Genomic DNA, 15220 nt, shown 5'->3' with positions numbered 1-15220 from the left:
TTACCCCTTTACCGCGCCAGCAGTCAGCCCGCGGACGAAATATTTACCTGCCACCACGTAGACCAGCAGGGTTGGCAGGCCAGCGATCATCGCCGCTGCCATGTCGACGTTGTATTCCTTGGCCCCGGTGCTGGTGTTGACCAGGTTGTTCAGGGCCACGGTAATCGGTTGCGAATCGCCGCTGGAGAACACCACGCCGAACAGGAAGTCGTTCCAGATCTGGGTGAACTGCCAGATCAGGCAGACCATGATGATCGGCGTGGACATCGGCAGGATGATGCGGCGGAAGATGGTGAAGAACCCGGCACCGTCCAGGCGCGCGGCCTTGACCAGCGCATCGGGGATGCTCACGTAGAAGTTGCGGAAGAACAGCGTGGTGAAGGCCAGGCCGTAGACCACGTGCACCAGTACCAGGCCGGTGGTGGTGCTGGCCAGGCCGAGCTTGCCGAGGGTGAACGAGGCTGGCAGCAGCACAGTCTGGAACGGCAGGAAGCAGCCGAACAGCAGCAGGCCGAAGAACAGCTGCGAGCCACGGAAGCGCCACATCGACAGCACATAGCCGTTCAGCGCGCCGATGGTGGTGGAGATCAGCACCGCTGGCACGGTGATCATGATCGAGTTCCAGAAGTAACCGCTGACCGTGCCCCAGGCCTTGACCCAGCCGATGCCGGTAATTGCCGTCGGCCAGCTCAGCAGGTTGCCGGTGCTGATGTCGTCCGGAGTCTTGAAACTGGTCAGCAGCATCACCACCAGCGGCACCAGGTACAACAGCAGTGCCAGCAACAGCACCGCGTGGATGGCAAGACGGCTTGGGCTCAGCGCCGGTTTGTCGACAGGGCTATGCATGGCGTTTGCTCCGCAGCTCCGAGTACAGGTAAGGCACGAGGATCGCCAGGATCGCTCCGAGCATGAGGATGGCGCTGGCCGAGCCCATGCCCATCTGGCCGCGGCTGAAGGTGAACGAATACATGAACATCGCCGGCAGGTCGGAGGAGTAGCCCGGGCCGCCGGCAGTCATCGCCGCCACCAGGTCGAAGCTTTTGATGGCAATGTGCGCGAGGATCATCAGCGAGCTGAAGAACACCGGGCGCAGGCTGGGCAGTACCACGCGCCAGTAGATGCGCGGCAGGCTGGCGCCGTCGATCTGCGCGGCGCGGATGATCGACGGGTCGACGCCACGCAGGCCGGCGAGGAACATCGCCATGATGAAGCCCGAGGCTTGCCACACGGCGGCAATCACCAGGCAGTACACCACCCGGTCGGGATCGATCAGCCAGTCCAGGCGAAAGCCCTCCCAGCCCCAGTCGCGCAGCAGCTTGTCCAGGCCCATGCCGGGGTTGAGCAGCCACTTCCAGGCGGTGCCGGTGACAATCATCGACAGCGCCATGGGGTACAGATAAATGGTGCGGATGAAACCTTCGCGCCGGATGCGCTGGTCCAGCAATACCGCCAGGAAAACGCCGATGACCAGGCTGATGGCGATGAACAGGCCGCCGAACAGCAGCAGGTTCTTGCTTGCCACCCACCAGCGGTCGTTGTCGAACAGCCGGGCGTACTGCGCCAGGCCAGCCCACTTGTAGGTGGGCAGAAAGGTCGAGGTGGTGAAGGACAGGACGAAGGTCCAGAGGATGTAGCCGTAGAAGCCCACCAGGACGATGAACATGCTCGGCGCCAGCACCAGCTTGGGCAGCCAGCGCTGTAGCGCGTCCAGGGGTGAGGCCCGCAGTTGGGCGGTAGTTGTGGTCATGATTTGGTACCCAAAGCCAAGGCAGTGAGGGGCTCTGCCTTTTGTGTTGTCGGTACTGGCCCTATCGCCGGCAAGCCAGCGCCCACAGGTAACCCACAATTTTCAACGGCAGTGAAAATCCTGTGGGAGCCGGCTTGCCGGCGATAGGGCCGTCAGCGCTCTACTGGGCAGACTTGATCGCCGCCGCCAGCTTCTTCGCCGCATCGGCCGGGTCGGCCTTGGGGTCGTTGATGTAGTTGGTCACCACATCGAAGAACGCGCCCTGCACGGCCAGCGTGGTGGCCATGTTGTGCGCCATGCTCGGCTGCAGGCCGCCATTCCTGGCATCGGCCAGGAAGTCCTTGGCGGAGGTCTGCGCGCAGGCGTCGAAGCCGTACTTGCCCATGTCGGCCAGCATGTCGTTGCGCACCGGGATCGACCCTTTGTTGCTGCTGAAGACCTTCTGGAAGTCCTCACCCAGCACCCTGCGGGCAATATCCTGCTGGCCGGCAGAGGTGCCAGCGTCTTTCTGCTTGAACACCACCAGCGAGTCGATGTTGTACAGGAAGGCCTTGTCGGTGCCGGGGAATGGCACGCACTGGTAGTCCTTGCCGGCGGTTTTCTTCGCCAGGGTCCATTCGCTCTTGGCCCAGTCGCCCATGATCTGCATGCCGGCCTTGCCGTTGATGACCTTGGCCGCTTCCAGGTTCCAGTCCTGGCCTTTGCCATCCGGGTCCATGTAGGTGGCGACCTTTTTCAGCTCGGTCAGCGCCTTGACCATCTGCGGGCCGGTCAGAGCCGCGCTGTCGAGATCGACCAGGGCCTTCTTGTAGCCGTCGGCCCCCATCACCGCCAGTACCACGCTTTCGAACACGGTGCTGTCCTGCCACGGCTGGCCGCCATGGGCGAGCGGGATGAAGCCGGCGGCCTTGAGCTGGTCGGCGGCGGCGTAGAATTCGTCGAGGGTGGCTGGCGCCTTGTCGATACCGGCCTTCTTGAAGACGTCGGGGTTGATCCACAACCAGTTGGTACGGTGGACGTTCACCGGCACGGCGACATAGTCACCGTCGTACTTCACGGCGTCGGCGACTTTCTTGTCGAGTAACGTGTCCCATTTTTCGTCCTTGGCCACAGCCTTGAGCACATCGGCGTCGAGCAGGCCGGTAGCCGCCCAGTCCTGGATGTCCGGGCCCTTGATTTGCGCGACACCGGGCGGGTTGCCGGCCACGGCGCGGCTCTTGAGCACGGTCATGGCCGTGGCCCCGCCACCACCGGCGACGGCGCCATCCTTCCAGGTGAAGCCATCTTTTTCGACCTGGGCCTTGAGCACATCGACCGCCGCTTTTTCACCACCGGAGGTCCACCAGTGCACCACCTCGACGCTGCCTTTGGAGTCGGCAGCCGAGGCACTCAGCGGGAGCAAAGAGACAGTTAGCGAAGCAACGGAAATTGCGGCAGCGAGACGGAGCGTGGAATTCATCGAAGCACCTTTCTTGTTGTTATGCCGTGCAAGTCGATCGCTTGCGTTGCATGAAGTCTAAACAGCGTGCTCGCCTCGCCAGGTAACGAAGCGATGCGTGAATGTCATCGTTTGGTTACATTGCCGACCTGAGGGGTGGGATGTCAGGAAGAACGGCAGGATTGTCACTGGGTAGCGACATTGTGGTTACCTGTGTCGACCCCTTCGCGGGGGAACCCGCTCCCACAGGGACCTCACAGGTTCCGAGGCTGGTGAGAATCCTGTGGGGGCGGGTTCACCCGCGAAGAGGCCGGCACAGGCAACACAAACCCTCAGTCCACGCCCCGCGGCAGATACAAGGTCACCCGCAGCCCGCCCTCACGCAGGTTCAGCAAGCTCACCTCCCCGCCATGGCTATGGGCAATGTTGCGCGCAATCCCCAACCCCAACCCATACCCCTGCTGCTGCCCGGCCAAACGGAAGTGCGGCTCGAATACCTGTTCCAACTGCTGCTGCGGCACCCCCGGCCCCTGGTCATCCACCTGCAGGACGACCCCCTCGGCAGTGTCGATCATGCGCAGCCGCGCCCGCTCGCCATACTTGATGGCGTTGTCGATCAGGTTGCCGATGCAGCGCCGCAACGCCAGCGGCTTGCCCGGGTACGGCGCCAGCGCCCGGCCTTCGAGCGTGATACGGCCATCGCCCAGGTAAGGCTCGGCCAGGATCTCCAGCACCTGGTTGAGATCGACCGGCTCGATGTTCTCGTGGATGTCGGTGTCCTTCACGCACTGCAACGCGCCTTTGACCAGCAGTTCCAGCTCATCCAGGTCCTGGCTGAACTTGGCCTGCAGGCGCTCGTCGTCCAGCAGCTCGACGCGCAGGCGCAAGCGGGTGATCGGTGTGCGCAAGTCGTGGGAGATGGCACTGAACAGCTGGCTGCGCTCGGTCAGGTAGCGGCTGATGCGCTCGCGCATGCTGTTGAACGCGCGCCCCACCTCGACCACCTCACTGCCGCCGCCTTCGGCCACCGGCGCCACATCGGCGCCCAGCGACATCTCCCGCGCAGCCCGCGCCAGACGCTTGAGCGGCCAGCTCTGCCAGTGCACCAGCAAGCCGATGAACAACAGCAGCAAGGCCGTCGTCAGCACGATGAAGCCAATCTGCTGGCGCGGCAGGCGCTCGGCTTCCAGGCTGGTGTAGGGCTCGGGCAGCAGCGAGGCGATATACAGCCATTCGCCCTCGCCCAGACGGATCTGGGTTACCAGCACCGGCGGGTTGAGCGGCTCCAGGGTCAGCGAGTAATGCGCCCAGGAACGTGGCAGTTCGTCAAGCTTGAGGCCGCTGTTGAAGATACGCAGATCGTCGGGCCCGACGAACTCCACGGAAATTTCCATCTGCGAACCCAGGCGCTCATGCAGCACTTGCTGGAACACCTCGATCACCGCTTGCTTGCGCGGGGTAACGGGTAGTACCGGCATGTCCAGCGGCTTGGCATTGAGCGACACGAAGAAGCGCGTCCCCCCCATGCTGCGCAGCTGGTCGAGGACCAGCGGCCGGTAGGCCACCGGCAGCGAGCGGAAGTAGCTGACGCTGGCGCTCATCGAATGGGCCAGGCTGCTGGCGCTGGCACGCAGGCCCTGCAACTGGCTGGCGCGTAATTGGGCAACCCAGATGATGCTCGACAACCCCTGGGCCAACAGCACTACCAGCAGGGTCAGCAGCAGCATGCGCCCCAGTAGCGAGCGTGGCAGCAGGCGCCAGCGCCGGTCAGGGCGCACTGCAGACATGGGTAGCCAACAGGTAGCCACTGCCGCGTACAGTGCGGATCAGCCGGGGGGGTTTGTCGGTATCGCGCAGGCGCTGGCGCAGGCGGCTGACCGCCATGTCGACGATGCGGTCCAGCGGCATCGGCTCGCGGCCACGGGTGGCGTTGCCGATGGTGTCGCGGTCGAGGATCTGCTGTGGGTGGTCGAGGAACAGCTTGAGCAGGGCGAAGTCGGCACCGGACAGAATCACTTCCTCGCCATCGCGATGGAACAGCCGGTGGCTGACCGTGTCCAGGCGCCAGTCGTCGAAGGCCAGCACGGCACTGCCCGGCGCCGCCTGGCCGAACTCGGCGCGACGCAGCAGGGCCTTGATCCGCGCTTGCAGTTCACGGGGGCTGAACGGCTTGCCCAGGTAGTCGTCGGCGCCCAGCTCCAGGCCGATGACGCGGTCGGTTTCGTCGGAGCTGGCGGTGAGCATGATGATCGGTACCCGTGCCTGACGCGGGTGCTGGCGTACCCAGCGGCACAGGCTGAAGCCGTCTTCGTCGGGCAGCATGACATCGAGGATGACCAGGTCGCAGGGGGTGGTTTCCAGGGCACGGCGAAAGCCCTTGCCGTCGGCTTCGGCATGCACCTGGAAGCCGGAGCGGCTCAGGTAGGTTTGCAGCAGTTCGCGGATTTCCTGGTCGTCGTCGACCATCAGGATCGATTTGCCGGCAGTGCTCAAGGTGGTCCTTCCTTTTGTCAGTTACAGGTCTTCGTTGCCTGTTTTTACTGGGCTGCAGTCAGTGATCCAGCGCCTGCTGCAAAGCCACCCCGGCCCCCAGCAACCCGGAAAACTCCGCCGTCACCAGCCAAACCGGCACGCCAGCGAAATAGCCACTCATGCAGCCCTTGTCAGAAAAGCTCGCGGCAAACCCGCTGCGCACGAACAGCTCGGCAAAGCGCGGGATTACGCCTCCGACAATATAAACCCCACCCCTCGCCCCCAGGGTCAGAACATTGTTACCGGCTACACGGCCAAGGAACCGGCAGAACTGCTCGATCACCGCTAATGCCCGTGGCTCGCCGCCCAACGCGGCATCGGTGATCTGCGCCGGGGTGGTGTGTCGGGGGATGTCGCCATCCAGCGCGCAGATTGCCTGGTACAGGCGCAGCAGGCCACCGCCACTGAGCACGGTCTCGGCGCTGACATGGCCGATCTGGCCGTGAATCTGTTGGTGAATCGCCGCCTCGCGGGCATTGCCCACCGGCAGGTCGACGTGCCCGCCCTCCCCCGGCAGGGCCTGCCAGTGCTGCTCGCCCAGGCGCAGCAGCGCGCCCACGCCCAGCCCGGTACCCGGGCCGATGACCAGGGCCGGTCGCGACAGGTCTGCCTGGCCTGGGCACACTTCACGGAACTCGCCAGGGCGCAGGCGGGTCATGCCCAGCGCCATGGCGGTAAAATCGTTGATCAGCAGCAGCCGCTCCACCTGCAATGTCTGGCAGAAGGCCGCGCGGCTCAGGCGCCAGTGGTTGTTGGTGAAGCGGAACTCATCGCCATCGACCGGCCCGGCTACCGCCAGGCACACCGCCGCCAAGCCACCGCGGGCGATACCCTGGCCTTCCAGGTAGGCTTCGATGGCTTGTTCCGGGCAGGTGTAGTCCGCGGTGGCGAACACTTTCACTTCATGCAGCTGGTTGTCACGCCACAACGCAAAACGGGCATTGGTGCCGCCAATGTCGCCAACCAGCAGGTCCTTCATTTGAGGTTCTCCAGGGCCGAGGTGAACGCACTGGCGCCCTGCTCTGCCGGGCTGAACGCCATGCGCATGAAGCCGAACAGCTCGCGCCCGCAGCCCAGGTCGTTGCCCTGGGGCGCCGGCGGCAGGTCGCGGCTGGCCAGTTCTTCGGCCGATACCATTACCCGCAGCGTGCCTTCGACACCATCGACCCGCACAATATCACCATCGCGCACCCGCGCCAGCGGGCCGCCGTCATAAGCCTCGGGGCAAACGTGAATGGCCGCAGGGATCTTGCCCGAGGCTCCGGACATGCGCCCGTCGGTGACCAACGCCACCTTGAAGCCGCGGTCCTGCAGCACGCCGAGGAACGGCGTGAGCTTGTGCAGTTCCGGCATGCCGTTGCAGCGTGGGCCCTGGAAGCGCACCACGGCGACGAAGTCACACTCCAGCTCGCCGGCCTTGAACGCATCGGCCAACGACTGCTGGTCATGGAACACTCGCGCCGGGGCCTCGACCACCTGGTGCTCGCGGGCGACAGCGGACACCTTCATTACCCCTCGGCCGAGGTTGCCCTCCATCACCCGCAGGCCACCTTCGGCGGAGAACGGCCGCGCCACCGGGCGCAGGATGCTTTCGTCCAGACTGTGCTGCGGCCCTTCGCGCCACACCAGCGTGCCGTTGTCGAGGAACGGCTCCTGGGTGTAGCGGCGCAGGCCATGGCCGGCCACGGTGTTGACGTCTTCGTGCAGCAGCCCGGCATCGAGCAGCTCGCGGATCAGGAAGGCCATGCCGCCCGCGGCCTGGAAGTGGTTGATGTCGGCCTTGCCGTTGGGGTAGACGTGGGACAGGGTCGGCACCACCTCGGACAGGTCGGCCATGTCCTGCCAGGTCAGCTGGATACCCGCAGCCTGGGCAATCGCCGGGATGTGCAGGGTGTGGTTGGTCGAACCGCCGGTGGCGTGCAAGGCGACGATGGAGTTGACCAGCGCCTTCTCGTCGACGATTTCACCCAGCGGCATGAAGCTGCCGCTGGCCTTGGTCATGCGCGTGACCTGCTGCGCGGCCTCGGCGGTGAGCGCGTCGCGCAGCGGCGTGTAGGGGTTGACGAACGAGGCGCCGGGCAGGTGCAGGCCCATTACTTCCATCACCAGCTGGTTGGTGTTGGCAGTACCGTAGAAGGTGCAGGTGCCAGGGCTGTGGTAGGACTTCATCTCCGACTCCAGCAGCTCTTCACGGCTGGCCTTGCCCTCGGCGTAGCGCTGACGCACGTCGGCCTTCTGCTTGTTGGAAATACCGGAGACCATCGGCCCGCCCGGGACGAAGATGGTCGGCAGGTGACCGAAGCGCAGCGCGCCCATCATCAGGCCGGGGACGATCTTGTCGCAGATGCCCAGCATCAGCGCGGCATCGAACATGTTGTGCGACAGGGCCACGGCGGTGGACATGGCAATCACTTCGCGGCTGGCGATGGCCAGTTCCATGCCCGGCTCGCCCTGGGTCACGCCATCGCACATGGCCGGCACGCCACCGGCGAACTGGCCGACCGAGCCAACCTCGCGCAGGGCCTGCTTGATCTGCTCGGGAAAGTGCTGGTACGGCTGGTGCGCCGAAAGCATGTCGTTGTAGGCCGAGACGATGGCCACGTTGGCCGCGTTCATCAGGCGCAGGGTCTGCTTGTCGTCGCTGCCGCAACCGGCCACGCCGTGGGCGAAGTTGGCGCACTGCAGGCTGGCACGCATGGGGCCGTCACTGGCCGCGCCGCGAATCAGCTGCAGGTAGCGTTCGCGGGTGGCACGGCTACGTTCGACCAGCCGCTGGGTGACCTCAAGGATGCGCGGATGCATGTACTGGACTCCAGGCTAATTGTAAGGGCGGTTTGCCGGGCATTTCCCCTCCAAACGATTGCGGCCTAGGCTCAAGGTAGAGGAGCCCGCTGCATCGGTGGAGGCACGTCGCCCAACCACTCGTTGTATGTTTAAACAAAATACTGCCACTAAAAAGGCTTGTTTTCTATCGAATAGTGAATAATCTTGTAATTCCAACAACAAAACCGTTTCAGTGAAGCTCCTTTGTGCCACAGGTTTCACTCGGACTGCCAGAGGTACTGCCATGACCCTACGCATCGCCATCAATGGATTCGGCCGCATCGGGCGCAACGTCCTGCGCGCACTGTATACCCAAGGCTACCGCCAGGACCTGCAGGTCGTCGCCATCAACGACCTGGGCGACAGCGCCATGAATGCCCACCTGCTCAAGTACGACAGCGTGCACGGCACCTTCGATGCCAGCGTCGAGGCCGACCACGAGAGCCTGACGGTCAATGGTGACCGTATCGCGGTCAGTGCCATCCGCAACCCGGCCGAACTGCCCTGGAAGGCCGAAGCGATCGACGTGGTGTTCGAATGCACCGGGCTGTTCACCGAACGCGCCAAGGCCGCCGCACACCTGGCCGCAGGGGCTGGCAAGGTGATTGTCTCGGCACCGGCAAAAGGTGCCGATGCCACCGTGGTGTACGGGGTCAACCACGATATTCTGCGGGCTTCGCACCAGATCATTTCCAACGCCTCCTGCACCACCAACTGCCTGGCGCCGATCGCCCAGGTGCTGCACCGCGAGTTCGGTATCGAACAGGGCCTGATGACCACCATCCACGCCTATACCAACGACCAGGTGCTGACCGACGTGTACCACGGCGACCCGTACCGTGCGCGCTCGGCAACCCAGTCGATGATCCCGAGCAAGACCGGCGCCGCCGAGGCCGTGGGCCTGGTGCTGCCGGAGCTGGCCGGCAAGCTGACCGGCATGGCGGTGCGGGTGCCGGTGATCAACGTGTCGCTGGTGGACCTCACCGTCAACCTCAAGCGCGAGGCCACGGCCGAGCAGGTCAACCAGCTGTTCCTCGAAGCCAGCAAGCACTCCCGGGTATTGGGCTACAACGCCTTGCCGCTGGTTTCCTGCGACTTCAACCACAACCCGCTGTCGTCGATCTTCGATGCCAACCATACCCGGGCCAATGGGCGCATGCTCAAAGTGCTGGCGTGGTATGACAACGAGTGGGGATTCAGTAACCGCATGCTGGATAACTGCCTGGCGTTGTGTCGCGCCCGGTGAGTATGGCGCGGCATTTTTGCCGCCTGTGAGATCGAGCGCCGCCCGTGCGGCGCTCGATCTCACAAACACAGAAAAACTTCCGTCATGCCCCCACTCACAATCTTTACCTTTTCCTAACATTTCCAGACTTGACCACACATAGTGATGATAAGCATTATCATTAACTTTTCGTCGGTCAGGTCCCCCCGTGAGTCAGTCCCGGTTCAACGCTGTCTTCCTCGTCCAGCGCCTTACCCTGCTGCGCACCTTGCAACGCATGGTGGGCAACCCCAGCACGGCCGAGGACCTGTTGCAGGAAACCTACTTGCGGGTGTCCCGAGCCCTCGGTGAGCGCCCCATCGAACACATCGAACCGTTCGTGTTCCAGACCGCGCGCAACCTGGCCCTCGACCACCTGCGCGCGCGCCGGGTGCAATCGCGCATGCTGGTCGACGATGTACCCGATGAAGTCCTGCACAGCGTGGCCGCGCCGGCCACCAGCAGCGAGGATGCCGCCCATGCCGAACGGTTGCTCAAGCAGCTGAGCGTCAGCCTCGACCAGTTGAGCGAACGCCAGCAGCGCATCTTCATCCTCAGCCGCCTGCATGGCGCCACCTACCTGGAAATCGCCAAACAACTGAATGTTTCGCCCAGCACGGTACAGAAGGAACTGAAACTGATCATGGCGATCTGCATGGGTGTCGCCGAGCGCCTCAAGTGAGGCAACGCAAAGCCCTTGCCACACCCCGCCTCAGCCTTGATCATTCGCAAAAAATCATTCAAGGACTCACCGTGACCGACAGCACCGCCCCTCGCCCGTCACCCGCCGGGCCCCTCGCCCGTGCTCGTGCCATGGACGAGGCGCTGGACTGGCTGGTGCGCCTGCAATGCGCCGACGCCGAGGACACCCAGGCCTTCGAAGCCTGGCTGAGCGCGGCACCGGAAAATGCCGAGGCCTATGTCGAGGCAGAAGCCCTGTGGAACGGCGCGCCGCTGCACCAGGTGGCCGTGCAGATGCACCAGCAACAGCGTCGCTCGTGGCGCGGGCGCCTGCGCAGCCACTGCAAACCCTTGGCCACGGCGGCGCTACTGCTGGTCGGGCTGGTCACCCTTGGCAACCTGCCAATGCGCCTGCAGGCCGACCACCTGACGGTGGTGGGCGAGCGCCAGCGCCTGCAGCTGGAAGACGGGGCGAAAGTGCTGCTCAACACCAATTCGGCGTTTGCCAGCGACCACCGTGACGGCCGCCAGGTCGCCCGCCTGCTGCAGGGTGAGGCCTATTTCCAGGTCCCCGAGGGCGCACTGCTGCCGCTGGAAGTGCAGGCCGGGCCGTTGCGCGCCCAGGTGCGCGACACCGATTTTGCCGTGCGCTACCTCGACGGCGAGGCACAGGTGCGGGTACAGCGCGGCGATGTCGACCTGCAGGGCAGCCGCGACCAGCGCATTCGTCTGAGTGCCGGCGACAGCATCAGTGTTGGCCCAGAGGGCTTTGGCCAGCGCCAGCGCCCCGACATGCACAAGGACCTGGCCTGGGTCGACGGCCGCCTGGTGTTCGAGAATTGCCCGCTGAGCCAGGTGCTGGCCGAGGTGCAGCGCTACTACCCGGGCTGGATCATCAACCGCAACGCACAGCTGGAAGACATGGCGGTCACCGGCAACTACCGCCTCGACCAGCCGCTGGAAACCCTGCGCGCACTGGCCCACATCACCTCGGCACGGCTGCATGAGTACCCGGCGCTGGTCATCCTGAACTGATCTTTTGCCTGTCTCGGCCTGATCGCCGGCAAGCCAGCTCCCCCCCCGACCACATCGGCCTCAAGCCATGTGATCTCCCTGTGAGAGCCGGCTTGCCGGCGATGAGGACTGTGCTGGCAACACATGATCGTGGCCCCTGAATTTATTTTTACGCAGTCACGCTACCCCACCCGTCTCGTTATAGCCGATGCAACTGATTCTCGTTTAAATGCGAGGACAGCCATCACCTATAACAGTCCGCGCGTCAGGGAGCGCTTCCGATGTCCACAGGTCCAACCCGCCCCTCCACCCTTCCTCGCCATAGGGGGCAACTGTCCCTCCTGAGCCTTTCCCTACTGAACCTGGCCCTGCTCGCCAGCGGCGCCTGCAGCCTGCCGGCGCTGGCCGCCGAGCCGGCCCAGGCCAGCAGCCCGCGCATGGGCGACTACCGCTTCAGCATCGGCCAGCAGCCGCTGGTTTCGGCCATCAATGCCTTCAGCCAGGTCACTGGCTGGCAAGTCGGTTTCAGCGCCGAGGTGGCCGACGGCGTGGCTTCGCCAGGGGTGCAGGGCTCGCTACCGCCGGAAGCCGCGCTCAAGCGCCTGCTGCACGGTACCGGCCTGGGCTTTCGCAAGATCAGTAACGCCAATGTGGTGCTCGAACGCCAGGCCAGCGCCAATGTGGTCGCCCTGCAACAGGTCACGGTCAGCGCCACGCGCAGCGCCCAGGACGTCAGCCAGGTGCCGAGCACCGTCAGCGTGCAGACCCGCGAGGAACTGGACCGGCAGAACGTCAACAACATCCAGGACCTGGTGCGCTACGAGCCGGGTGTGTCGGTGGCCGGCACCGGCCAGCGCAGCGGCCTGAACGGCTACAACATCCGTGGCATCGACGGCGAGCGCATCCTCACCCAGGTTGACGGCGTAGCGATCCCCGACAGCTTCTTCTACGGCCCCTACGCCCAGACCCAGCGCAACTACGTGGACCCGGAGATCGTCAAGCGGGTGGAAATCCTCCGCGGTCCGGCCTCGGTGCTGTACGGCAGCAACGCCATCGGCGGCGCGGTGAGCTACTTCACCCTGGACCCGGACGACATCATCAAGCCCGGCAAGGATGTTGGAGCACGCCTGAAGACTGGCTACAGCTCGGCCGATGAAAGCTGGCTGACCTCGGCCACCGTCGCCGGCCGCCAGGGCGACTTCGACGGCCTGTTGCACCTGAGCCAGCGCAACGGCCACGAGACCGAAACCCACGGCAAGCACAGTGGCGATGGCCTGTCGCGTACCGAAGCCAACCCGATGGACGCACGCACCACCAACGTGCTGGCCAAGCTGGGCTGGAACTACGCTGACGACGCGCGCCTGGGCTTTACCTACGAACGCTACAAGGATGACCGCGACCAGAACATCCTCAGTGCCGTGGGTGGCCCGTTCATCGGTGGCGCAACGGGCATGGGGTTCTACAAGGCACGTAACGGCAACGACACCATCACCCGTGAACGTTTTGCCATCAACCATGAGTACGGCCTGGAGTCGCTGGTCGCCGACCAGGTGAAGTGGAGCCTCAATTATCAGATCGCCAAAACCGACCAGCACACCGAGGAAGTCTATGCGCCGATCACGCGCCAGGTACTGCGTACCCGCGACACCACCTACAAAGACCGCCAGTGGGTCTTCGACGCCCAGCTCGACAAGGCCTTCAGCATCGGTGCGACCGACCACGTGCTGACCTACGGCAGCACGATCAAGCATGAGAAAGTCACTGGTTCACGCAGCGGCACCGGCACCTGCCTGGCCGTCGGCGCAGGTTGCTCCGCAGTGGGCGCCGCTCGCCCGGCAGACGGCCAAGCCCTGGTCAGCGACTTCCCGGACCCGACCGTGAATACCTACAGCCTGTTCATGCAGGATGAAATCCGCTGGAACAACTGGACCTTCATGCCGGGCGCACGCTACGACTACACGCGCATGGAACCGAAGTTCACCGAAGAATTCCTGCGCGGCTTGGAATCCACTGGTACGGCGCCCACCGCGCAGGACGACTCGGACAAGAAATGGCACCGCGTGTCACCCAAATTCGGCCTGACCTATGCATTCAACGACAACTACACCTGGTACGGCCAGTACGCCGAAGGCTTCCGCACCCCGACCGCCAAGGCCATGTTCGGCCGCTTCGAAAACATCGAGCAAGGCTACCGGGTGGAAGGCAACCCGAACCTCGAGCCGGAGAAGAGCAAAAGCTACGAAACCGGCCTGCGCGGCAACTTCGACGCCGGCAACTTCGACGTGGCGGTGTTCTACAACAAGTATCGCGACTTCATCGACGAAGACGCCGTGCAAAGCGCCAACCTGGAGCAGACCTTCAAGGCCAACAACATCAAGCACGCCACCATCAAGGGTGCCGAGGTCAAGGGCCGCCTGAACCTTGACCACTTCGGCGCGCCGCAGGGCCTGTATACCCAGGGTTCGATTGCCTACACCTACGGCCGCAATGACGACACCGGTGAACCGCTGAACACAGTCAACCCGCTGAAGGGCGTGTTCGGCCTGGGTTACGAGCAACAGCACTACGGCGGTGTGCTGAGCTGGACACTGGTCAAGCGCAAGACCCGCGTCGACGACAGCACCTTCTACTCGCCCGACGGATCGAGCTCCAAGTTTCGCACCCCGGGCTACGGGGTGCTGGACCTGACCGGCTATTACCAGGTTACCGACGATGTGACCATCAACGCCGGCCTGTACAACCTCACCGACAAGAAGTACTGGCAATGGGATTCGGTACGCAGCTACGACGGCCAGGGTGAAGCGGCTGTAACCCAACCAGCCAACATCGACCGCCTGACCATGCCGGGACGTAACTTCGGTATCAACGTGGTTTGGGATATCTGACCCGGATTATCGCTGACAGGTTTGTTTCGTCAGTGCCGGCCTCTTCGCGGGTAAACCCGCTCCTACAGGGATTGCGCGGACCTTGGGGCCTGTGATGTCACTGTGGGAGCGGGTTTACCCGCGAAGAGGCCGGCAATACCAGCACAACTACCGGCTTTTTTTACTGTCCCGCCCCCACTGTTTCGTCTTGTCTGTAGACGCCCCTTTTTCCAAGGACTGCCCATGACCGACCGCCCAGCCCTGCGCTCCCAGCGCCTGAACCAGATCACCCATGCCCCGCACGCCGAACTGGATGCCCTGGTCAAATCCCACGCGCCCTTCGACAGCCGCGAAAGCTTCGCCCGCTTCGTGGTCGCCCAGTACCTGTTCCAGGCCGAACTGCAGGCCCTGTACAACGACCCGCAACTGATCGCCATCGTCCCCGACCTGGCCGAGCGCTGCCGCGCCGGACAGGCGCGCCAGGACCTCGTCGACCTCGACACCGAAATACCGCCAACCGTGCCGGGTGCCCTGCGCAACCCGAGCCTGGGCGAGGCAATGGGCTGGATCTTCGTCTCCGAAGGCTCCAAACTGGGCGCTGCGTTTCTGATCAAGCGTGCCGTGGCCCTGGAACTGTCCGACAGTTTCGGTGCCCGCCACCTGGGCGAACCGGCCGGCGGCCGTGCCGAAGGCTGGAAGCAGTTCACCCACATTCTTGATGGCCTGGTGCTGTCAGCCGAAGAGGAAGCGGCTGCCGAACGCGGCGCAGTCGCTGCCTTCGAGCGCTTCACCAAGCTGCTCAAGCACGCCTATGCTGCGGATGCCGCGCTGGTTTGACATACCGTACCGGCCACCCT

The 15220-nt window shown here is 64.2% G+C and carries 12 protein-coding genes; 5 read left to right on the top strand and 7 right to left on the bottom strand.

What is annotated here, in order from left to right; translation table 11 throughout:
• The 7 genes from FQ664_RS05530 to edd form a co-directional block, all read right to left on the bottom strand.
• A complete protein-coding gene (locus FQ664_RS05530; RefSeq protein ID WP_144170738.1) occupies positions 1-846 on the bottom strand; it encodes a carbohydrate ABC transporter permease in 846 nt (281 codons plus the stop codon).
• A complete protein-coding gene (locus FQ664_RS05525; RefSeq protein WP_144170737.1) occupies positions 839-1747 on the bottom strand; it encodes a carbohydrate ABC transporter permease in 909 nt (302 codons plus the stop codon). Before FQ664_RS05525 ends, FQ664_RS05530 begins: the two co-directional genes overlap by 8 nt.
• Positions 1748-1907: 160 nt before the next feature.
• Positions 1908-3206: an ABC transporter substrate-binding protein gene (locus FQ664_RS05520; RefSeq protein WP_144170736.1), complete on the bottom strand. Its 1299-nt coding sequence runs from the start codon at positions 3204-3206 to the stop codon at positions 1908-1910.
• A 311-nt stretch (positions 3207-3517) separates the two neighbouring features.
• On the bottom strand, positions 3518-4972 hold the full coding sequence (locus FQ664_RS05515) for an ATP-binding protein (protein WP_144170735.1): 1455 nt from the start codon (positions 4970-4972) through the stop codon (positions 3518-3520).
• On the bottom strand, positions 4953-5678 hold the full coding sequence (gene gltR, locus FQ664_RS05510) for a two-component system response regulator GltR (protein WP_144170734.1): 726 nt from the start codon (positions 5676-5678) through the stop codon (positions 4953-4955). The genes FQ664_RS05515 and gltR overlap by 20 nt, the downstream gene beginning before the upstream one ends.
• Before the next feature lie 58 nt (positions 5679-5736).
• A complete protein-coding gene (locus FQ664_RS05505; RefSeq protein ID WP_144170733.1) occupies positions 5737-6696 on the bottom strand; it encodes a glucokinase in 960 nt (319 codons plus the stop codon).
• Positions 6693-8519 (bottom strand): phosphogluconate dehydratase, encoded by a 1827-nt coding sequence (gene edd / locus FQ664_RS05500; RefSeq protein ID WP_144170732.1) that lies wholly within the window; start codon positions 8517-8519, stop codon positions 6693-6695. Before edd ends, FQ664_RS05505 begins: the two co-directional genes overlap by 4 nt.
• Before the next feature lie 265 nt (positions 8520-8784).
• Here edd and gap point away from each other — a divergent pair, with 265 nt between their 5' ends.
• The 5 genes from gap to FQ664_RS05475 all read left to right on the top strand — a co-directional run bounded on the left by gap (position 8785) and on the right by FQ664_RS05475 (position 15200).
• Positions 8785-9786 (top strand): type I glyceraldehyde-3-phosphate dehydrogenase, encoded by a 1002-nt coding sequence (gene gap / locus FQ664_RS05495; protein WP_041506241.1) that lies wholly within the window; start codon positions 8785-8787, stop codon positions 9784-9786.
• A 187-nt stretch (positions 9787-9973) separates the two neighbouring features.
• Positions 9974-10486 (top strand): RNA polymerase sigma factor, encoded by a 513-nt coding sequence (locus FQ664_RS05490; RefSeq protein ID WP_144170731.1) that lies wholly within the window; start codon positions 9974-9976, stop codon positions 10484-10486.
• 71 nt (positions 10487-10557) lie between these two features.
• A complete protein-coding gene (locus FQ664_RS05485; protein WP_144170730.1) occupies positions 10558-11520 on the top strand; it encodes a FecR family protein in 963 nt (320 codons plus the stop codon).
• A 260-nt stretch (positions 11521-11780) separates the two neighbouring features.
• A complete protein-coding gene (locus FQ664_RS05480; protein ID WP_144170729.1) occupies positions 11781-14384 on the top strand; it encodes a TonB-dependent receptor in 2604 nt (867 codons plus the stop codon).
• Between the two features lie 222 nt (positions 14385-14606).
• Positions 14607-15200 carry a biliverdin-producing heme oxygenase gene (locus FQ664_RS05475; RefSeq protein ID WP_144170728.1) on the top strand — a complete coding sequence of 198 codons (594 nt, stop codon included), beginning with the start codon at positions 14607-14609 and terminating at the stop codon, positions 15198-15200.
• Positions 15201-15220 lie beyond the last annotated feature (20 nt).

Source organism: Pseudomonas persica (assembly GCF_900291015.1).
GTDB lineage: Bacteria > Pseudomonadota > Gammaproteobacteria > Pseudomonadales > Pseudomonadaceae > Aquipseudomonas.
The sequence above is the reverse complement of the archived record's forward strand: the minus strand, read 5'-3'. Positions and strand labels throughout refer to the sequence as shown.

What these genes read in the sequence shown, in the direction of transcription:
- FQ664_RS05480 (WP_144170729.1), top strand. Translation starts at nt 11,781, where the DNA reads ATGTCCACAGGTCCAACCCGCCCCTCCACCCTTCCTCGCCATAGGGGG.
- FQ664_RS05530 (WP_144170738.1), bottom strand. Translation starts at nt 846, where the DNA reads ATGCATAGCCCTGTCGACAAACCGGCGCTGAGCCCAAGCCGTCTTGCC.
- FQ664_RS05525 (WP_144170737.1), bottom strand. Translation starts at nt 1,747, where the DNA reads ATGACCACAACTACCGCCCAACTGCGGGCCTCACCCCTGGACGCGCTA.
- FQ664_RS05520 (WP_144170736.1), bottom strand. Translation starts at nt 3,206, where the DNA reads ATGAATTCCACGCTCCGTCTCGCTGCCGCAATTTCCGTTGCTTCGCTA.
- gap (WP_041506241.1), top strand. Translation starts at nt 8,785, where the DNA reads ATGACCCTACGCATCGCCATCAATGGATTCGGCCGCATCGGGCGCAAC.
- FQ664_RS05505 (WP_144170733.1), bottom strand. Translation starts at nt 6,696, where the DNA reads ATGAAGGACCTGCTGGTTGGCGACATTGGCGGCACCAATGCCCGTTTT.
- FQ664_RS05475 (WP_144170728.1), top strand. Translation starts at nt 14,607, where the DNA reads ATGACCGACCGCCCAGCCCTGCGCTCCCAGCGCCTGAACCAGATCACC.
- edd (WP_144170732.1), bottom strand. Translation starts at nt 8,519, where the DNA reads ATGCATCCGCGCATCCTTGAGGTCACCCAGCGGCTGGTCGAACGTAGC.
- FQ664_RS05515 (WP_144170735.1), bottom strand. Translation starts at nt 4,972, where the DNA reads ATGTCTGCAGTGCGCCCTGACCGGCGCTGGCGCCTGCTGCCACGCTCG.